The sequence below is a fragment of the Pseudoduganella umbonata genome (genome assembly GCF_014192225.1).
Classification (GTDB): Bacteria; Pseudomonadota; Gammaproteobacteria; order Burkholderiales; family Burkholderiaceae_D; genus Rugamonas; species Rugamonas umbonata.
Window position 1 is genome coordinate 185,625 of the sequence record NZ_JACHXS010000001.1, and the last position, 19,621, is coordinate 205,245.

Annotated in this window: 20 protein-coding genes; 13 read left to right on the forward strand and 7 right to left on the reverse strand. The window is 68.0% G+C overall.

The window, feature by feature from the left end:
• Positions 1-16 precede the first annotated feature (16 nt).
• From ureC to FHS02_RS00805, 5 genes are read left to right on the forward strand one after another with little or no spacing between them, the layout of a single operon-like run.
• On the forward strand, positions 17-1,717 hold the full coding sequence (ureC, locus tag FHS02_RS00785) for an urease subunit alpha (RefSeq protein ID WP_137312350.1): 1,701 nt from the start codon (positions 17-19) through the stop codon (positions 1,715-1,717).
• Between the two features lie 14 nt (positions 1,718-1,731).
• Positions 1,732-2,262, forward strand: coding sequence for an urease accessory protein UreE (gene ureE, locus FHS02_RS00790; RefSeq protein ID WP_137312351.1), 531 nt, complete (start codon positions 1,732-1,734; stop codon positions 2,260-2,262).
• Complete coding sequence (locus tag FHS02_RS00795; protein ID WP_137317233.1) at positions 2,262-2,942, forward strand: urease accessory protein UreF; 681 nt, start codon at positions 2,262-2,264, stop codon at positions 2,940-2,942. The genes ureE and FHS02_RS00795 overlap by 1 nt, the downstream gene beginning before the upstream one ends.
• Before the next feature lie 30 nt (positions 2,943-2,972).
• Positions 2,973-3,608 carry an urease accessory protein UreG gene (gene ureG / locus FHS02_RS00800; protein WP_137312352.1) on the forward strand — a complete coding sequence of 212 codons (636 nt, stop codon included), beginning with the start codon at positions 2,973-2,975 and terminating at the stop codon, positions 3,606-3,608.
• Between the two features lie 16 nt (positions 3,609-3,624).
• On the forward strand, positions 3,625-4,284 hold the full coding sequence (locus tag FHS02_RS00805) for a HupE/UreJ family protein (protein ID WP_137312353.1): 660 nt from the start codon (positions 3,625-3,627) through the stop codon (positions 4,282-4,284).
• Between the two features lie 65 nt (positions 4,285-4,349).
• On the opposite strand, the gene FHS02_RS00810 is transcribed toward FHS02_RS00805, so the two are convergent.
• Positions 4,350-4,883, reverse strand: coding sequence for a 1-acyl-sn-glycerol-3-phosphate acyltransferase (locus FHS02_RS00810; RefSeq protein ID WP_229422493.1), 534 nt, complete (start codon positions 4,881-4,883; stop codon positions 4,350-4,352).
• A gap of 411 nt (positions 4,884-5,294) precedes the next feature.
• Between FHS02_RS00810 and FHS02_RS00815 the strand changes: the two genes are divergently transcribed.
• The 7 genes from FHS02_RS00815 (at position 5,295) to FHS02_RS00845 (ending at position 13,692) form a co-directional block, all read left to right on the forward strand.
• On the forward strand, positions 5,295-6,641 hold the full coding sequence (locus FHS02_RS00815) for a sigma-54 dependent transcriptional regulator (RefSeq protein WP_137312355.1): 1,347 nt from the start codon (positions 5,295-5,297) through the stop codon (positions 6,639-6,641).
• A gap of 401 nt (positions 6,642-7,042) precedes the next feature.
• The gene (locus tag FHS02_RS00820; RefSeq protein WP_137312356.1) at positions 7,043-8,998 is read left to right on the forward strand and encodes a hypothetical protein; all 1,956 of its coding nucleotides are present in this window, start codon (positions 7,043-7,045) and stop codon (positions 8,996-8,998) included.
• 237 nt (positions 8,999-9,235) lie between these two features.
• Positions 9,236-9,850 carry a hypothetical protein gene (locus tag FHS02_RS31295; protein WP_229422494.1) on the forward strand — a complete coding sequence of 205 codons (615 nt, stop codon included), beginning with the start codon at positions 9,236-9,238 and terminating at the stop codon, positions 9,848-9,850.
• On the forward strand, positions 9,847-10,602 hold the full coding sequence (locus FHS02_RS00830; protein WP_137312357.1) for a C39 family peptidase: 756 nt from the start codon (positions 9,847-9,849) through the stop codon (positions 10,600-10,602). The genes FHS02_RS31295 and FHS02_RS00830 overlap by 4 nt, the downstream gene beginning before the upstream one ends.
• Before the next feature lie 11 nt (positions 10,603-10,613).
• Positions 10,614-11,159 (forward strand): hypothetical protein, encoded by a 546-nt coding sequence (locus FHS02_RS00835; protein ID WP_137312358.1) that lies wholly within the window; start codon positions 10,614-10,616, stop codon positions 11,157-11,159.
• A gap of 32 nt (positions 11,160-11,191) precedes the next feature.
• Positions 11,192-12,646: an acetate kinase gene (locus FHS02_RS00840; RefSeq protein ID WP_137312359.1), complete on the forward strand. Its 1,455-nt coding sequence runs from the start codon at positions 11,192-11,194 to the stop codon at positions 12,644-12,646.
• An 83-nt stretch (positions 12,647-12,729) separates the two neighbouring features.
• Entirely contained in the window at positions 12,730-13,692 is a 963-nt protein-coding gene (locus FHS02_RS00845; protein WP_137312360.1) for an MBL fold metallo-hydrolase, read from the forward strand.
• 15 nt (positions 13,693-13,707) lie between these two features.
• On the opposite strand, the gene FHS02_RS00850 is transcribed toward FHS02_RS00845, so the two are convergent.
• The 3 genes from FHS02_RS00850 to FHS02_RS00860 all read right to left on the reverse strand — a co-directional run bounded on the left by FHS02_RS00850 (position 13,708) and on the right by FHS02_RS00860 (position 16,213).
• Complete coding sequence (locus FHS02_RS00850; protein ID WP_137312361.1) at positions 13,708-14,763, reverse strand: alkene reductase; 1,056 nt, start codon at positions 14,761-14,763, stop codon at positions 13,708-13,710.
• A gap of 69 nt (positions 14,764-14,832) precedes the next feature.
• On the reverse strand, positions 14,833-15,138 hold the full coding sequence (locus FHS02_RS00855; RefSeq protein ID WP_137312362.1) for an ArsR/SmtB family transcription factor: 306 nt from the start codon (positions 15,136-15,138) through the stop codon (positions 14,833-14,835).
• A 121-nt stretch (positions 15,139-15,259) separates the two neighbouring features.
• Positions 15,260-16,213, reverse strand: coding sequence for a M14 family metallopeptidase (locus tag FHS02_RS00860; RefSeq protein ID WP_137312363.1), 954 nt, complete (start codon positions 16,211-16,213; stop codon positions 15,260-15,262).
• Positions 16,214-16,283: 70 nt separating this feature from the next.
• Between FHS02_RS00860 and FHS02_RS00865 the strand changes: the two genes are divergently transcribed.
• A complete protein-coding gene (locus FHS02_RS00865; protein WP_137312364.1) occupies positions 16,284-17,432 on the forward strand; it encodes an acyltransferase family protein in 1,149 nt (382 codons plus the stop codon).
• A gap of 62 nt (positions 17,433-17,494) precedes the next feature.
• Here FHS02_RS00865 and FHS02_RS00870 read toward each other — a convergent pair whose 3' ends face one another.
• Genes FHS02_RS00870 through FHS02_RS00880 form a run of 3 tightly spaced genes read right to left on the reverse strand, consistent with a single transcriptional unit; the run spans position 17,495 to position 19,525 of the window.
• On the reverse strand, positions 17,495-17,959 hold the full coding sequence (locus tag FHS02_RS00870) for a hypothetical protein (protein WP_137312365.1): 465 nt from the start codon (positions 17,957-17,959) through the stop codon (positions 17,495-17,497).
• Positions 17,960-17,991: 32 nt separating this feature from the next.
• Complete coding sequence (locus tag FHS02_RS00875; protein WP_137312366.1) at positions 17,992-18,876, reverse strand: pirin family protein; 885 nt, start codon at positions 18,874-18,876, stop codon at positions 17,992-17,994.
• 52 nt (positions 18,877-18,928) lie between these two features.
• Positions 18,929-19,525 (reverse strand): FMN-dependent NADH-azoreductase, encoded by a 597-nt coding sequence (locus FHS02_RS00880; protein ID WP_137312367.1) that lies wholly within the window; start codon positions 19,523-19,525, stop codon positions 18,929-18,931.
• Positions 19,526-19,621 lie beyond the last annotated feature (96 nt).

Genomic DNA, 19,621 nt, shown 5'->3' on the forward strand with positions numbered 1-19,621 from the left:
CTAAGAAGGAGATCAGATGGCAACAATTTCCCGCCGCGCGTACGCGGAGATGTACGGGCCCACCACGGGCGACCGCATCCGCCTCGCGGACACGGAGCTGTTCATCGAGATCGAGAAGGATTACGCCATCTATGGCGAGGAAGTGAAGTTTGGCGGCGGCAAGGTGATCCGCGACGGCATGGGCCAGTCGCAGCGCGTGCATGCCGACGTGATGGACACGGTGATCACGAATGCCGTGATCGTCGACCACTGGGGCATCGTGAAAGCCGACATCGGCCTGAAGAACGGCCGCATCGCCGGCATCGGCAAGGCCGGCAACCCGGACATCCAGCCGGGCGTGACGATGGCCATCGGCGCCGCCACCGAGATCATCGCCGGCGAAGGCATGATCGTCACGGCCGGCGGCATCGACAGCCACATCCACTTCATCTGCCCGCAGCAGATCGAGGAAGCGCTGATGAGCGGCGTGACGACGATGCTGGGCGGCGGCACCGGCCCGGCGGTCGGCACGGCGGCCACCACGTGCACGCCGGGGCCTTGGCACATCCATTCGATGCTGCAGGCGGCCGATGCGTTCCCGATGAACCTGGGCTTTCTCGGCAAGGGCAATGTCTCGCTGCCGCGTCCGCTCGAAGAGCAGGTCGAGGCGGGCGCCATCGGCATGAAGCTGCACGAGGACTGGGGCAGCACGCCGGCGGCGATCGACAACTGCCTGTCGGTGGCCGAGCGCATGGACGTGCAGGTGGCGCTCCACAGCGACACGCTGAACGAGGGCGGCTTCCTGGAGGAGACGCTGGCCGCGTTCAAGGACCGCACGATCCACACCTTCCACACGGAAGGCGCGGGCGGCGGCCATGCGCCGGACATCATCGCCGCCGTCGGCGAATCGAACGTGCTGCCGTCGTCGACCAATCCGACGCGGCCGTTCACCGTCAACACGCTGGACGAACACCTCGACATGCTGATGGTGTGCCATCACCTCGATCCGGCGATCGCGGAAGACGTGGCGTTCGCCGAATCGCGCATCCGGCGCGAGACCATCGCCGCCGAGGATATCCTGCACGACATCGGCGCGATCTCGATGATGTCGTCCGACTCGCAGGCCATGGGCCGGGTCGGCGAAGTGGTGCTGCGCACCTGGCAGACCGCGCACAAGATGAAGGTGCAGCGCGGCGCGCTGCCGGAGGATTCGTCGCGCAACGACAACTTCAGGGTCAAGCGCTACATCGCCAAGTACACGATCAACCCGGCCATCACGCATGGCGTGTCGCACGTGGTGGGCTCGCTGGAAGTGGGCAAGATCGCCGACATCGTGCTGTGGAAGCCGGCGTTCTTCGGCGTCAAGCCGTCGATGATCCTGAAGGGCGGCATGATCGCGGCGGCCCAGATGGGCGACCCGAACGCGTCGATCCCCACGCCGCAGCCGGTGCACTACCGGATGATGTTCGGCGCCTTCGGCGGCGGCCTGAAAAAATCGTTCACCTTCGTCTCGCAGGCCGGTTTCGATGCCGGTATCGGCGAGCGGCTGCAACTGAGCAAGACGCTGATCCCGGTGAAGAATACCCGCAACATCCGCAAGCGCGACATGATCCACAACGGCGCCACGCCGGTCATGGAAGTCGATCCCGAAACCTATGAAGTGCGCGCCGACGGGCGGCTGCTGGTGTGCGAACCGGCGGACATCCTGCCGATGGCGCAGCGCTATTTCCTTTTCTGAATCCTGCCGATCCCATGTTGACCCTGCATACCAAACTGACCCAGGCCGAGCGCGTCGATGCATCGCTCGTGCTGCCTTACGAACTGCGCGAGAAATGCCGCCTGCGCGCCGCGCTCGACACCGGCGAGGAAGTCGCCATCTTCACGGTGCGCGGCACGGTACTGCGCAATGGCGACCTGCTGACCGGCGAGGATGGCCGCGTCGTGAAGGTGGTGGCGGCCCATGAAGCCACCTACCGCGTGACCGCGCCCGATGCGCAGGCGCTGCTGCGCTGCGCATTCCACCTGGGGAACCGCCATACGCAGGCGCAGGTGGAAAGCGGCTACCTGCGCATCCGCGCGGACGCCGTGCTGCGCGAGATGCTGCATGGCCTGGGCGCCACGGTGATCGAGGAACAGGCGCCGTTCGAGCCGGAGTCGGGCGCGTACTCGGCTGGATTCGGTGGCGGCCACCACCACCACGAACACGGCCAGGGGCCGCTGGCGCCGATTCCGCTGCGCCAGAAGATCCACCGCCCGGGCGATCCGAAGGAGGCCGCGTCATGATCGCCGCCGCCCAGCTGCTGCACCTGCTGCAGTTCGCCAGCCCGCAACTGCCGATCGGCGCGTACAGCTATTCGCAGGGGCTGGAAGCGGCGCTGGAGCAGGGCATCGTCAAGGATGCCGCCAGCGCCCATGCGTGGATTGCGCGCCAGTTGCACGAAGTCGTCGCGCGCTGGGAAGCGCCGATGTGCTGGCGCCTGATGGAGGCGTTCACGCAGCGCGACGCGCTGCGCGTGGCGGAATTGACGGAACGGGCGATCGCTTCGCGCGATACGGCGGAATTTCGCGCCGAGACCGTGCAGATGGGGTATTCGCTGGCACGGCTGATCGAAGAGCTGGGCATTGCCGATGAAGGCGCGCTGGCGATGCTGAAGGAGGGCGGCGAAGTGCCGCTGGTGGCAGCCTATGCGTGCGCGGTGGCGGCACTGGGTATTCCGCACGAGGAGGCGCTGCTGGCGCTGCTGTTCTCGTGGGTGGAAAACCAGGTGCTGGTGTGCGTCAAGTCGGTGCCGCTGGGGCAGGTGGCCGGGCAACGCCTGCTGCTGTCGCTGCGCCCGGAAATCGAGGCCGCGGCGCTGTGCGCGCAATCGCTGGCCGAACACGAATTATCGAACTGGACCCCGGGGCTGTCGCTGCTGTCGATGCGCCATGAGGTGCAGTACAGCCGGGTCTATCGTTCCTGATACCCGGTCACGCATCTATTAGGAGAAGAAATGGTGGTTCAATCCAACCCGCTGCGCGTGGGCATCGGCGGGCCGGTCGGCTCGGGCAAGACCGCGCTGTGCGAAATGCTGTGCAAGGGCATGCGCGATTCGGTCGACATGGCCGTTATTACGAACGACATCTATACCCGCGAGGACATGGAAATCCTGCTGCGCGCCGAGGCGCTGCCGGCCGAGCGGCTGATGGGCGTGGAAACGGGCGGCTGCCCGCATACGGCCATTCGCGAGGATGCCTCGATCAACCTGGAAGCGATCGCGCGGATGCAGGCCGATTTCCCCGACCTGGAACTCATCCTGGTGGAATCGGGCGGGGACAACCTGGCCGCCACGTTCAGCCCCGAACTGTCGGACCTGACGATCTACGTGATCGACGTGGCCGGCGGCGAGAAGATCCCGCGCAAGGGCGGCCCCGGCATCACGCGCTCGGACCTCCTGATCATCAACAAGACCGACCTGGCACCGCACGTGGGCGCCAACCTGGACGTGATGGCGGCCGATGCGAAACGCATGCGCGGCACGCGCCCGTTCGTGTTCACCAACCTGCGCAGCGGCGATGGTGTGGAGAAGGTCATTCAGTTCATCCGCGAGCAGGGCCTGCTGGGGCAGGCACCGGCGTCCGTCAAGTAACTATCGAGGAAACCGCATGAAACAACGCTGCATCAAGAAGTTCGGCATCAAGAACTTCGGCATCAAAAACGCCGGCATCGGAAGGTTTGGCATCAAGAACGCCGGCATCGGGAAGTTGTTCGCCGGCGCCGTCCTGCTGGCCGCCAGCCTGCCTGCGCTGGCCCACCCCGGCCATGCCGAAATGGGTTTCGCCGACGGCCTGCTGCACCCGCTGACGGGCTTCGACCACCTGCTGGCGCTGCTCGCGGCCGGCATCTGGAGCGTGCGGCAGGGCCGCGACGAAGGCATTTTCCGGCGCTCCGGATCCGCCCACCCGCTGACGCTGCCGGCTGTCTTCGTGGCCATGATGGGCGCCGGCGCGGCGGCCGGCATGGCGGGACTGCAGATTCCCGGACTGGAAAGCGGCATCGCGCTGACCGTCATGCTGACCGGGGTGCTGGTCGCGGCCGCCGTCCGGTTGCCGGCCGTTGCGGGCGCCGCGCTGCTGGGCGGCTTTGCCGTCCTGCATGGCAACGCCCACGGGCTGGAATTGCCCCACGCTGTCAGCGCGGCCGGTTATCTCGGCATGAGCGCGCTGCTGCTGGGCGCGGGGCGCCTGGCCGGCAGGCTGCCGCTGGCCCGCCTTGCCGGTGGCGCGATCGCCGCCGCCGGCCTGGGCATGCTGGCACTGGGCTGATTGCCTCAAAAACAGGGTCCGCCCCGGATTTTGGTTTTTACAGCCGGAGCGGACGCTGGCTGTGATTATTTGCGGGGTTCCTTGCGCCGTTCGCCCAGCACGATCGGCGCGGCGTTCGCGGGGTGCTTGCCGCGGCATCCCGCATACGCGGCGCGGATCGCGGCCAGGTCCTGTTCCTGGTCGCCCGTCAGCCACAGGTGCCTGGTGAAATCCAGCGTCTTGTTCGGATAATCGAGGCACACCAGGACCAGGGGTACCCTGGCCTCCAGGGCCAGGTGGTAGAAGCCGCTCTTCCAGTTGGGCTGGTAGCCGCGCGTGCCTTCCGGCGTGATCACCAGCCAGTACCAGCTTTCGGCATGCATGCGCTCCGCCTGCGCGCGGATCATGCCCTGCGGCGCACTGCGATCGACAGGCTGGCCGCCCAGCCAGCGGAACCATTTGCCCAGTATCGGGATCTGGAACATCGAATCCTTCGCGAGCCAGCGAAACGGCAGGTCCATGGCCCATTTGCTGACCAGGCCGATCACAAAATCCCAGTTCGACGTGTGTGGATAGACCACCGCAATCCCGCGCGGCCCGGGCAGCGGGCGGAAAAGCATGCGCCATCCGAATAAATGCAGAACTCGCAAGGCACAGCGCTGTCTTAACGTTGGCAGGTGCGCCGGCTCCAGCTGATGCTCGTTCGCGACCCCGTGGCGCGATTGGTTGTGGTTCATGACATTTCCCGACGTTCGCACGCTTGCCGTCAGGGCCAGGCGCAGCGCATTTAGAACGAGTTATTACAGGCAGTTATCGATGGTTCCGCGCGCTTTCAAGCAAATGATCACTTGATCGAGCACTGCCCGGATTTTCACTTTGTGAAACAGCGGACGGCATTCTATCCGCGCCCAACCTGCGCGGCAAGGCATTGAACGCTTGTCTCGCCACCCGCCGGAAGCGCCTGCTATGGCCAGGCTCCCTTCAGGCATCCGGCCGGCATGCGATGTTGACAAGAAAAAGGTGATGAAAAAATGCTATTACGGCAATTGCTCTGCATTCCACCACCCGACGCGAACACCACGGCCGTGCTGGCCACTGCCGCCACCGGTTTCACCATCCGCCCGGCGCATGACCCGGCCGCCGCGCACATGCTGTTGCGTGCGCACCCGGTTCCGGTCGGTCTCGTCGTGCTCGATGGGGCTGCCGACACCGGAGCGCTCGACCGCCTGTTGCGCGAGCACAGCCGCACCCGGTGGATCGCGCTGTGCGCCGCCGCCGCGCTCGGCGACGCGGCCTGTCGAAAGCTGGTTGCCGACCACTGCCTGGATTTTCACACGATGCCGGTGGATGCGGTGCGGCTGCGGCAGACCCTGGGCCATGCGTACGGCATGGCGGGGCTGGACCCGCCGCCCGGCGAGGTGCCGCACGCGGCCGAACTGCACGCTTCGCGGCTCACCGGCAGCAGCGAGCCGATCTCGCGCCTGCGCCGGCAATTGCACAAGGTGGCGGCGGCCGATGCGCCCGTGTTGATCTGGGGCGAGAGCGGCACCGGCAAGGAACTGGCGGCCCGCGCCGTGCATGAAGGATCGGCACGGGCCGCCGGACCGTTCGTGCCCATCAACTGCGGCGCGATCCCGGCGAGCCTGGTGCAGTCCGAGCTGTTCGGCCACGAACGCGGCGCGTTCAGCGGCGCGGGCCGTGCACGTGCCGGCCTGATCGAATCGGCGGCCGGCGGCTCGGTATTCCTCGACGAGATCGGCGACCTGCCGCTCGACATGCAGGTCAACCTGCTGCGCTTCCTGCAGGAGAAGACGATCTACCGCCTGGGCGGGACGCGGCCGCTGCCCGTCGACGTGCGCGTCATCGCGGCCTCGCACGTCCGCCTCGACGACGCGGTGGCCCGCGGCACCTTCCGCGAAGACCTGTATTACCGGCTCAACGTGCTGACCCTGGAAATGCCTCCGCTGCGCGAGCGCCGCGAGGATGTACCGGCGCTGGCCGAAACTTTCTTCCGCGATCACGCGCGCGAACGTTCGGCGCACGTGCGCGGCTTTTCCCGCGGTGCGATGGAAGCGATGCACGCGCACCATTGGCCCGGCAACGTGCGCGAACTGCACAACCGCGTGCGCCGCGCGGCCGTGATGGCGGAAGGCCGGCTCATCATGCCGCACGACCTGGGCCTGGACGGTGCCCTGGTTCCGGCGCTGGCGCTGCACGGCGCCCGCGTGCAGGCCGAACGGCGCGCCATCGAGGCCGGTCTCGGTGCCGGCAAGAGCATCACGCACGTGGCGCGCGAACTGGGCGTGTCGCGCATGACGGTCTACCGGCTGATGGCCAAGCACAGCATCGTGCCGCCGGCACGCAAGCGCGAAGCCTGACGTGTCGACCCTTGTGCCGCCGCGTTCGCTGCACCTTCGGCTGTCACACGAATGTGACGGTCGCTGCGACGGGTTACTGCAGGGTGAGCCCGGCGGGAATCGCGGCTGGAGCGTCCCGCCCGCTTGTTGCACCCGGGTGACACCCGCCGTTCCCGGCCTGGGTTACCGCACAGCTTAATCCCAACGAATTCAAGCATTTAGCGCAGTCGCAGTCGCATGGCACCAAGCTTGCGATAAGTCGGTGACGCGGGAGTCGCACCTGCAACCCGCGCGGTTTCGTCGATTTCCCGTGCAGGGACTCCCGGTGAAACCTTGTCGCGAGCAATGACTCGCGGCGAATGACTCGCGGCCAACGGCTCGCGGCCAACTACTTCAGCAAACTACTTCAGTGAGGAAATGAAATGAAGAAAACAATGCTTGCCACGGCAATCGCGCTAGCTTGCAGCGGGGCGTTTGCCCAGACCACCGATCCCACGTCGGCGGTCACGCAGCGCGGCGCGGGAGCCCATGCCAACGATGCTTCCACCGCAACGGTCGACAACAGCTACAGCGATGCCAGCTCCAACCGTGACAACACCCAGGCCAACGACAATAACAACAGCACCGGTTACGCCGAGGCGCTGGCGACCGGCAGCGCGGCCGCCAACAACGGTGCCACCGCAACGTCGAACCTCGACAATGCATTCAATACCTCGACCGCCACGGCCACCAGCGCACTGACCGGTACCATCAGTGGCAACAACGTTCAGCACATCGGCAATACCGCCACCAATAACGGCGGCGCGAACGGCGGTGCCGGCGCCGGCGGCACCGGCGGCGCTGCCACGGGCGGCAACGCCGCAGCCACGGCAGGCGCGGGCGGCAGCGGTTCCGGCGCGGCCGGTGCGGCCGGTGGCATCGGCGGCGTGGCCACCAATGGGAACGCGACCGGTGGTGCGGGCGCGGGCGGAATGGCGACTGGCGGCAATGCTTCCAATGGCGCAATCAACGGTGGCGCGGGTGGTGCCGGCGGTCTTGCATCGGGTGCCACGACCGGGGCCGGTGGCGCGGGCGGCAGCGGCGGTAATGGCGGCGCGGGCGGCGGCAGCGCCGATGGCTATGGCGGTGCCGGTGGCGCCGGCGCGGCCGGCGGAGCCGGCACCGGCGGGGCTGGCGGCCTTGCCGGGGCGGCCAGTGGCGGTGCTGGCGGCACGAGCGGCAATGCCACCGGTGCGGCCGGTGGCAACGGCGGTGCGACGGGCGCGGCAACGGGTGGTGCCGGCGGTACCGCCGGCCTGGGCGGACTGGGCGGCGCCGGCGGCGCAGGCGGTGGTGGTGCCGCGGGCGGCAATGCCGACTCCGGCGGTGCCGACGTGACCACCTCGGCCTCGTCCGGCAACGGTACCGGTGGTACCGGCCCCGGCGGTACCGGCACCGCGACCGCGGGCTATGGCGGTGCGGGCACCTCCGGCGCCGGTACGGCCAGCAACACGAGCGGCACGCCGTCCGGCGAGCCGCCGCCAAGCACGGGTGACCAGACGGCCAGCACCACGTCGGGCGGCGCCGGTGGTGGTGCCGGCGGCGGTGCCGGTGGCACCGGTGGCACGGGCACAGGCGGCGCCGGCAGCGGTGGAGCGGCAACCACGGGTGCCGGCACGGCGAACGGGGGCACGCAAACCGCCGGTGCGGGCGGCGCGGGCTCGGCCGGCGGTGCGGGTGCCGCTGGCGGCAGCGGCGGCGCTGGCGGTGCGGGTGCCGCGGGCACCAACACGGCGGGGGCCGCTGCGGCAGGCGGCACCAACACCTCTGGTGCCGGCGGCGCGGGCGCGACGGCCAGCACGGCCGGCGGTGCGGGTGCGACGGGCACGGGCGGCGCGGGTGGTGCCGGCGCGACCGGTGGCAACGGCAGCAGTGTTGCCGGTGCCGGTGCGGCCGGCGCGGCGGGTGGCGCTGGTGCCGCCAGCGGTGGCGCATCGAACACGGCCGGCGCCGGTGCGGCAGGCGGCTCGGGTACGGGCGGCACGGCAACGGCGGGCGCCGGCACGGGTGGCGCGGGAACCGGGGGCAGTGCGACCAACGGCAGTGCCACGGCCGGTGACGGCGGCTCCGGCGGTAACGGCGGCGATGGCACGGGTGGAGCAGGTGGCGCCACCGGCGCCACCACTGCCGGTGCCGGCACGGGTGGTGCGGGTGCTGGCGGTACGGGTGGCGCGGGCGGTACCAATACCGTCAATGCCGGTACCTTCAACATGTCCAACACGATGAGCGGTGTGGCGCAGTCGGCGGCGGGCATTTCCGTGATCAGCCAGAACAGCGGCATCAGCTCGCTCGTGCAGCAAAGCGTCAACGTGCAGGCCAACCTGAACGTGGGCCGATAGCGGGGTACCTGTCAGCGGCGTGGTGGATGGGCGTGACAAGTTGCCCTGTCATGCCGGGCGCAGATGCGCGGGACTGCCGGCTATCCCGGTGCATCTGCGGCAAGGCATCGGCGCAGGAAAGAAGCGCTTGCGCTTTGCCGCCATGCCAGTTGACGACCGCAAGGCAGTGATACACGGGTGGATGGCTGGCGTGAGCCATGCGTCCGCGCGTCCTGATGCCAACATCGTGGAGGCAATATGTACTTTCGAATGACCCGTGCGGGGAGGGTATTCGCCCAATCCGCCGGCTGGATACGGTTGACGTTGCCGTTCGCGCGGTGGCAATGCCGCGCGCGCGTGGCCGGTGCGACGTTGTTGATGGCGGGCGTGCCTGCGGCGTTGGCAGGGGTGGCCGCCGCAGGGGTGGCGCCCTCAGCGTCGGCGCCCGCGGCGTTGGTACGAGCGGCGTTGGTACGTGCGGCGTGGTCAACCGCGGCATCTTCGAACATCGCCGAGGCGACCGCGTTGCCGGCATTCGCGATGGCGCCGTACCCGCTGCCGCTGCCAGCGGCGGTGAGCAGGCTGCCGGTCTTGCCGCCCCCGCTGCAGGCAGCTTCGCTGTCCGGGAGCGGCGCGGGGGCGCTTGGCGATGCCAGCCTGGCCGAACTGCGCGGCGGCACCGAAACGCCGTGGAGCGACATGCGCCTGAACGGAACCGTCGGCGGCAACAGCGCCGTGCATGTGGTCACGGGGTCGAACAGCATTACCGACGGCGCGTTCAGCAATGCATCGGGTCTGCCGATGGTGATCCAGAACTCGGGTGCCAATGTGCTGATCCAGAACGCAACCATCGTCAACGTGCAGATCCGATGAACGCGCCGGACGGAAGGCCGGCACGGCGCTGGCGGGCCAGGCTTAGGCAGCGGCTCGCGTTGCTGCCGGGCCTGGCTTTGCAGCTGGGCCTGGCTTTGCCGTTATCCCTCATCTCCGCCGCGCCCGCCGGGGCGGTCGAGCTGCCGTTTGCCGGCGGCGGCCCCGCGTCGATACGGATCACGAGCATGAAGGAGGCGCGCTACCGGTCCACCGTGCGCCAGCAATACGATTTCAGCTGTGGCTCGGCGGCGCTCGCCACGCTGCTGACGCACCACTACGGCTATCCCGTCAGCGAGCAGCAGGCGTTCGCGGAAATGTTCGCCGGCGGCGACCAGCGGCGCATCCGGAAAGAGGGTTTTTCGCTGCTCGACATGAAGCGCTTCCTTGCCGCGCACGGCTTCACGGCGGACGGTTTCCAGCAACCGCTGGACAGCCTCGCGAAGGCGCGCTTTCCCGCGATCGTGCTGGTGGCCGAGCGTGGCTACCGGCACTTCGTCGTCGTCAAGGGCGTGCAAGACGGGCGGGTGCTGTTCGGCGATCCGTCCGGCGGCACGCGTGCCCTGTCGCGCGCTGCGTTCGAAGCGATCTGGCTGAATCAACTCTTGTTCGTGATCCATGATCGCGCGGCCAAACCGCGGTTCAATGAACGATCCGACTGGGTGGCGGCGCCACGCATGCTGCCCGGCGATGCGCTCGGGCGCGAAGGCCTGGGCCGGGTGACGCTGCCCAAGCTCGATGCCGGCGACTTCTAAAGGAGAATCACATGACGACGCCATGGTTGCCGCTGCCCCGCGCCAGCATGCCCGCCAGTTTTAATTCCGCGCCGGCGCGCCGCATCGCCTGCCTGATGGCCGGCTTCGCGACCTGCCTCGGCGCGCCGGTACTGGCGGCCGATGCCGCCGGCGATCGTGGTCCGGCGGACTGGGCGCCTGTCGCGGAGCACGTGCTGGCCGAGGCGCGGGGCGGCTTCGATACCGGCGACGGCTTGCTCGTGTCGCTGTCCGTCGACCGGGTGCTGAGCCTGAACGGCGACGTCGTCGCCAGCGGCCAGTTGTCGATGGACGCGCCCGCACTGTCGGGCCAGGCCGCGCTGTCCGCATTGCAGATGGCACATATCGGCGAAGGGGGCGCGCTGCTGGGCACCGCGCAGCCGCTCGCCGGGCTGGTGCTGCAAAACAGCGCCAGCGACCAGCTGATCCGCAGCCAGACCACGATCGAGGCCACCGTCAACAGCCTGTCGATCCTGAAGGACATGCATTTCGGCGACAGCCTGCACCAGGCGCTGTCGACCGCCATCCTGCCGCGCTGAGCGGCGTCATCCACCTCTCGAAGGAGTCACGCATGCGGTTCGCCCAGACCCTGCGCGCCGGTTCGGCCGGCCTGTCCCTGTTCATGCTGAGCGCGCTGGCGCAAGGCGAGGCGCCGCCGGCGGCGCCGGGCGAGGTGCCCACGACGGCCGAGCTTTCGGCCGAGCTGCATCGCTTGCGGCTGGAGCTGGCGGAGCAGCGCGCGCTGCTGCGGCAATTGCGCGAGGCAATGGCGGATGGTGGCGTCGATGCTGGCGTCGACGGTGCCGGCGGTGCGCGCGCCGCACCGGATGTCGATGGCTGGGAAGCGGCATCCGCGCAAGGCGGTGGGCCGGCACCGCGCCCGCTGCCTCCTGCGGCGCTGGCCGCGCTGCGCGGCGCCGGGCCGGCCGCGCAGTCGCAACCGCTGCCCGCGCTGCCACTGCCAGGCATGCCGCAGCAACCGGGCACGCAGCCAGGCGCACAGGTGACGAAGGCACCGGCGGCCACGCGGGCGCCGGCCGTCGGCCAGCCGCCCGCGCGCGACATGCGCCCGCCCGAGGTGGCGCCGCTGTTCGAGGCGCCGGGTGTGCTGACGGCACGCGGCCGCACCGTGCTCGAGCCGTCGTTCCAGTTCGGCTACTCGTCCAGCAACCGCGTCGCGCTGGTCGGCTACACGATCATCCCGGCGCTGCTGATCGGCCTGATCGACGTGCGCGAAGTGAAGCGCAACACCTTCACGGCCGCGCTGGCCGCACGGCGCGGACTGACCAACCGAACGGAGGTCGAAGTGCGGGTGCCTTACGTGTACCGCTCGGATTCCACCGTCAGCCGCGAACTGTTTACCGGTACCGCCGTCGAACGCGTGTTCGATACGAGCGGGCGCGCCCTTGGCGACATCGAGCTGTCGCTGCGCCACCAGCTGAACGACGGCGGCGTCGACAAGCCGTATTACGTGGCGGGCCTGCGGGTCAAGACGCGCACGGGCCGCGACCCGTTCGAGGTCGTGACCGATTGCACCCGGCGCTGCGTGGGCGAGAATGCGACCGGCACCGGCCTGCCGCTCGGCCTGCCCACGGGTTCCGGCTTCTACGGGGTGCAGCCCAGCATTACCTGGCTGTTTCCCAGCGATCCGGCGATATTTTTCGGCAGCATCAGCTACCTGCACAATGTGAAGCGCAACGGCGTGTCGCGCCGCGTGCTGAACGGCGAAACCGAGCCGCTGGGCTCCGTGAAGCCCGGTGCGGTGATCGGGTTCAACTTCGGCATCGGCGTGGCGCTGAACGAGAAGGCATCGCTCAGCCTTGGCTACGACCACAGCTCGATGGGGCGCACCAGGCAAAACGGCGTCAACGTGCCGGGATCCGTGCGCACGCAGCTCGGTACCTTGCTGATGGGATTTTCCTACCGGCTCAATGACCGGCGCACCGTCAACGTGACGGTGGGGGCGGGGCTGACACGCGATACGCCGGACGTCTCGCTGTCGGTGCGCGTGCCCCTCGGTTTCTGACGGCCCGGACGTTGCGGGTTTTCTGCAGGGCAGGGGTGTTTCGGGTAATCTGGCAATCCCGCAACATACAAGAACATACCGCCATGACTAGTCTGATTCCCTCCGCAGTGACCCGTTCCGCGCTCGCCGCGGCCCTGCTGGCCGTCACCGGCGCGGCCTTTGCCGCCGCACCGATGGCGAAAACCCAGGCGCCGGGCTTTTACCGCATGATGGTCGGCGACTTCGAAGTGACGGCGCTGTCCGACGGGACCGTCGACCTGCCGATGGACAAGCTGCTGCACGAAAAGCCGGCGAAGCTGCAGGGCGCACTGTCGAAGCATTTCCTGAAAGCGCCGGTCGAAACGTCCGTCAATTCCTTCCTGGTCAATACCGGCAGCAAGCTGGTCCTGGTGGACACCGGCGCCGGCACCCTGTTCGGCCCGACGCTGGGCAAGCTGCTGGCGAGCCTGCAGGCGGCCGGCTACCAGCCGGAGCAGGTCGATGAGATCTACATCACGCACCTGCACCCCGACCACGTCGGCGGCCTGGGCAATGCCGAGAAAGCCGTGTTCCCGAATGCGGTGGTGCGCGCGGACAAGCACGATGCGGACTTCTGGCTGAGCAAGGCGAAGCAGGATGCGGCGCCGGAGCAGGCGAAAGGCTTCTTCCAGGGCGCCCAGGCATCGCTGGCCGCCTATGCCGGTGCCAGCCGCTTCAAGCCGTTCGACGGCAATACCGAACTGGTGCCCGGCATCCGGGCCACGTCCAGCTACGGCCACACGCCGGGGCATACCACCTATGTCGTCGAAAGCCGCGGCGAGAAACTGGTGCTGATCGGCGACCTGCTGCATGCCCACTTCATCCAGTTCGACGATCCGTCGGTCACGATCGAGTTCGACAGCGACACGAAAGCCGCCCTGGCAGCGCGCAAGGCGGCATTCGCGAGCGCGGCGAAAGGCGGCTACCTGATCGGCGCCGCCCACCTGCCGTTCCCGGGCGTGGGACATCTGCTCAGCAGCGGCAAGGGCTACCGGTTCGTGCCGGTGCCCTACAGCGTGCCGCGCTAAGGGCGTTCAGCCCCTTCAGGCCATCGCCGGATAGTCGATGTAACCTTCCGGGCCCGGCGCGTAGAACAGTTCCGGCCGCTGCGGATTGAGCGGTGCGCCGGTGCGCAGGCGCTCCGGCAGGTCCGGGTTGGCGATGAAGTCCTTGCCCCAGGCGATCGCGTCGGCGGTGCCGTCGTTCAGCGCTGCCTGCGCGGCTTCGAGGCTGAACTGCTCGTTGGCGATATACACGCCGCCGAATTCCTTCTTCAGCAGCGGGCCCAGGCTGTCTTCGCCGACGGCTTCGCGCGAGAAGACAAAGGCGATCTTGCGCTTGCCCAGTTCACGTGCCACGTAGCCGAACGTGGCGGCCGGGGTGGAGTCGCCCATGTCGTGCGAATCGCGGCGTGGCGCCAGGTGCACACCGACGCGGTCGGCTCCCCACACGTCGATCGCCGCATCGGTCGCCTCGAGCAGCAGGCGGGCGCGGTTTTCGATCGGGCCGCCATACGCATCGGTGCGCTGGTTGGTGCTGTCCTGCAGGAACTGGTCGAGCAGGTAGCCGTTGGCGCCGTGGATTTCCACGCCGTCGAAGCCGGCCCGTTTCGCATTTTCCGCACCGAGGCGGTACGCGGCGATGACGCCGGGGATTTCTTCCGTTTCCAGCGCACGCGGCACCGCGTAGGGGCGCATCGGGCGCAGCAGGCTGACATGGCCCTTTGCCGCGATCGGGCTCGGTGCCACCGGCGCTGCGCCGTCCAGCAGGCTCGGGTCGGAAATGCGGCCCACGTGCCACAGCTGCAGGAAGATCTTGCCGCCTTTGGCATGCACCGCCTCGGTCACCAGTTTCCAGCCTTCCACCTGCTCGTCCGACCAGATGCCCGGCGTGTTTTCGTAGCCGACACCCTGCGGCGTCACCGACGTGGCTTCCGACAGGATCAGCCCGGCGCCGGCGCGCTGGGCATAGTACTCGGCCATCAGCGCGTTCGGTACGCGGCCGGGGCCTACGGCACGGGCGCGGGTGAGGGGGGCCATGACGATGCGGTTTTTCAGTGTCAGGTCGCCGATGGTGATAGGGTCGAACAGAGTAGTCATATGTTTTCCTGTAGAGAGTGTGGCCCGCGCAGTGCTGTTAAAACAGCACTGCCACGCAGTGTGGTCATGTCACAGGCCGGTGTTGATGTGATCGAGGAAAGCCGCGATGACCTCTTCATTACGCTTGAACATGTTCCACTGTCCGAGGCGCGTCACCGACACCAGCCCGGCTTTTTGCAGGATCGCCAGGTGGCCCGACACCGTCGATTGCGACAGGCCGCAGCGTTCGTCGATCTTGCCCGCGCATACGCCCAGGCTGAGCGGGTGCAGCTGATCGGCGAAATGCGTTTCCGGCTCCTTCAGCCAGCCGAGGATGTCGCGGCGGACCGGGTTGGCCAGTGCCTTGTGGATGGCGTCGATGTCGAGTTCGTTCATGAGGTCATTTCGGTTGTTCTCGATGCGTCTATCGTCTTAAACCGATATGCATATCGGGATAATACGATACAAATTCAACCCCTGCAGGGAACGCTTCAAAAGTGTTTTATCAATAAGGCGATCAGAAGTCCGGATTTTCCCGCGCCAGGTAGTACCACTCACTGCCGGCCCTGGCCGCGCTGTCCGGAAACAGGATCACGGCATCGCTGCCGGCCACCACCGGGGTGCCGTCGGCACGTCGGCCGATTTCGTCACCGCCGCGCACGCGGTCGAAGCTGGTCCATGGCCGGCTGAACGTGTCGCCATCGGCGCGCTTGTCGTGCACTTCGCACATCGACAGCACTTCCATCCGGTCGCGCGCAACCGGCTCGGGCCGCGGCGCGTCGACCAGGCCCAGGTGCGCCAGCGTATTCAGGATGGCACGGGTGGCCACGTCCGGCGCCTGGGGATCGTCGTGCTGGCCGCATTCGAGCGTCAGCGCGTAGCCGCCCGTCGTGCGCATGAACTCGGTCGTGCCCACGCCGTAGCGCAACACCGTTTCCAGCTCCCTGTCGTCGCGCAGCCGCCGCTGCACGCCCGCGCCATAGGTGCGCAGCCAGCCGTCGACGAAGCGCCGCACGCCCAGCACCCTGGCCAGCGCGCGTTCTTCCCGTTCGCGGTGGAACGGTTCCAGCGGGCCGTCGTTGTCGCGCGGCCCCACCATGACGAACGGTTCGCCGGGCGAGTTGAAGGAATGCAGATCCAGCAGCACGTCATGCGCCGCCAGCAGGGGGCAAAGCCAGTTGGCGACGCGGTCCTCGAAATCCTGCGGGTCGGCCTTCGGGAACAGGTTGCGGTTCAGGTTGCGGTCACCGGCCCGTGCGCCGTTGGCATAGGCGAGGGGATTGACGACCGGCACGAAGGTAACGCTGCCGTTGACGATGGCCAGCTTGCCACTGTCGAGCTGGGCCATGACCCGCCCGATGCCCCGCGTGCCGGCCGTCTCGTTGCCGTGCACGGCGCCGGTGACGATCAGCCGGGGGCCGGGGCCCTGGCCCGCGTACTGGAGGGATCGAAAGTGCAATGTGCGGCTCATGCTGGGTCCTCGGGGTGGATGTGGCCGCCATTTTAGCGCCGCCATGGGGTGCGGCAGTACAATGCGCGCCATGCAACCATCGATCCGCCAGCCCGGCCTCGACACGCTGCGCGCCCTCGCTATCGTGCTCGTGTTCGCCAACCACTACATGAGCTTCGTGACGGACGAGCCCACGTTCGGCATCGTCAGCAAGCTCGGCTGGACCGGTGTCGACCTGTTTTTCGCCCTGTCCGGCTACCTGATCGGCAACCAGATCCTGGCCGGGCTCCGTGCCGGCAATTTCTCGATGGGCCGCTTCGCCGCGCGCCGGCTGCTGCGCACGCTGCCCAATTACTACGTGGTGCTGGCACTGTATGCGTTCTGGCCGCCGTTCATCGACGGCACACGCCACGCGCCCTGGTGGCAATACCTGACGTTCACGCTCAATCTCGGCCTGGTGCCAGGCACGCGGTTTTCCCATTCCTGGTCGCTGTGCGTGGAAGAGCAGTTTTATTTCGTGCTGCCGGTCGTGGCGCTGCTCATCGCGCGCTGCCGGGGCGCCGTCGCCCTGGGCTGGTTCGCGCTGGCCTGCGGCGTCGCGGCCGGCATGCTGTTTCGCGATATCGGGTGGCAGGCGGCGCGCCCGCCGCACTGGGGCAACGGCGCGTTCTACACGGAGGTGTACTACGCCACGCTGTGCCGGTTCGACGAACTGCTGGCCGGGGTCGCGCTGGCGATGATCCGGCAATGCCACGCGCCGCTGTGGGAACGCATCACGTCGTTCGGGAACTGGACGCTGGCGGCCGGCATCCTGGTCACATCGCTGGCCTTGACACTGTTCCTGGACGACCACTTCGGCCATGCGGTCACCGTGTTCGGCTATCCGCTGCTGGCGCTGGGCTTCGCGCTGCTGGTGCTGGCCGCGCTCAGCCCCGCGTCACTGCTGGCGCGGGTGCGCGTGCCGGGGGCGGGCAGCTTGGCCGTGTGGTCGTACGCGATCTACCTGACGCACAAGCAGCTGTGCGTGGTGCTGGCCAAGGCACTGCGGCCGGCGGGAATCGATCCGGGCGGGCCTGCCGGCATCGCGATCCTGGCCATCGCCAGCCTGGCCGCCGGCTGGCTGCTGTACAAGGTGGTGGAAACACCGTTCATGCTGCTGCGTGAAAAATACGTGCCGGCCGTGCGGCGGGCGCCATTGCCTGCTGCATCGGCCGGTCCGTCGGCCGGTGCGTCTGCCTGATTGCAGAGGAGAGGGCATGGGGCAGCCCGGACATGCGCCGGACCGTCCCCGTCTCCGTCATCTCACTGCATATCGATGATGTCGAACGGCGCATCCCGCTGCGCCATGAAGTCGAGCACGGCACGGATGCGTGCCGGTGCCTCGTCGTGCGCCGTGGCGGCGATGGCGGCCTTCAGTCCCGGCATCGCTTCGATGATCTGCGGGCTGCGGTATGCCTGGATCAGCAGCGCGGCGAGTTGCGCCGCTTCGCGTTCGTGACGCAGCCGCACGCGCTGCTCGAGCACGCCGAACAGCGCCCGTTGCATGCGCGGTGTGGGATTCGTGATATGGGCGAAGACGAGCGGCGTGTTGGCGATCGCCTCGCAGATGCGGCGCTCCATCTCGTCCGGCTTGACGTCGGAAGCGATGTCGAAGTAGGCCGCGTTCCAGCGCGTGCGCGCGTGCGCGTGGCCCGGCGGGAAGGAGTCGGCCGTGTCGAGCCCGAGGGCCCGGCTCAGCCGTTTAAGCAGGTCGATCAGCGTGGTCATGCGTGCATTCTAGCGCGACCACGCCGGTGCGGTCAGGTGCCGCGGTGGGCTTCCTCGCCCAGCAGCCCGGCGCGGAAGTCCTGTACCGCCTGGTGGATCTCCTGCTGCGTGTTCATCACGAATGGGCCGTACTGGGCGATCGGCTCGTTCAGCGGCCGCCCCGCAATGAGGATGAAGCGCGATGCAGCTGGCGACGAGACCGTGACGCCGTCCGCCTGCGCGTCGTTGGCCAGGATCGCCATGCTGCGCTCCGCCACCGCCTTGCCGGCCACCGTCACGCTGCCGCGGTACGGATACAGGAAGGCATTGTGGCCGGCCGGCAGCAACTGGCTGAACGTGGCGCCGGCGGGCAGCTCGACATCCAGGTACACCGGTTCCGTCACCTCGCGCGTCACGGCGCCCGTCACGCCATGGCTGCTGCCGGCGATGACGCGCACGGTGGCACCTTCGGCCGTCGTGAACACGGGAACCTCGGCCGCCTTGAAGTCCTTGTACCAGGGCTTCATCAGCTTGTCCTTCGCGGGCAGGTTCAGCCAGAGCTGGAAGCCTTCCATCAGGCCCGCTTCCTGCTCCGGCATCTCGGAGTGGATCACGCCGCGGCCGGCCGTCATCCACTGCACGCCGCCGTTTTCCAGCAAGCCTTCGTTACCGGCGCTGTCGCGGTGGCGCATGCGGCCCTCGAGCATGTACGTGACGGTCTCGAAACCGCGGTGAGGGTGGTCGGGGAAGCCGGCGAGGTAGTCGCTGGCTTCTTCCGAACCGAAATTGTCCAGCATCAGGAACGGGTCGAGGCGGCGCTGCAGCGGCTGGGTCAGCACGCGGTTGATCTTCACGCCTGCGCCATCCATCACGGCCTGGCCCTGGATCACGCGCTCGACACTGCGCGGACGGCTGACGGTTTCTGCGATCTTGCTCATGGCTGTTCTCCTGTTATTTGGGACGCTGTTGCATCTGGGCGGCTGTTGCGGTTTAGACGAGTACGGCGTTGATCTGTTCGTCCGCCTCGGCGCGGGCCCGGGCCACGGCGTCGGCGCCCAGGCCATGGCCTTCCGAGAACACGAACTGCACATCGGTCAGGCCGACGAACGACAGGAAGGCCTTCAGGTGCGGCAACTGTGTGTCGGTCGGCGCATCCTTGTGCAGGCCGCCGCGGGTCACTGCCACATACACTTTCTTGCCGGTCAGCAGACCCACCGGGCCGGTCGGGCCGTACTTGAACGTGACGCCGGCGCGGGCAATCGCGTCGAACCAGCTTTTCAGCTGCACGGTGATGCCGAAGTTGTACATCGGCGCGCCGATGACGATCACGTCCGCCGCTTGTGCCTGGCCGATCAGCGCATCGTCGAGCGCCACGCGGGCGGCCTGTTCCGGCGTGCGCGCATCCGCCGGCGTGAACAGGGCCTGCAGCGCGGCTTCGTCCAGCACCGGATGCGGGACGGCGGCCAGGTCGCGGCGCACGACGGTCGCATCGCCGCCCGCGGCCAGCTTCGCGACGATCGCGTCGGCCAGGCGGGTGGATTCGGAACCGTTGCTGCGGGCGCTGGAATTGATTTGCAGGATGTTCATGGTGTGCTCCTTTGAATTGGTGGATTGCTGCGATGGGTGTACTTTACTCGTTCCATTCGTATCCATTAAGCCGGTAAAATGGATAACATTCATCCA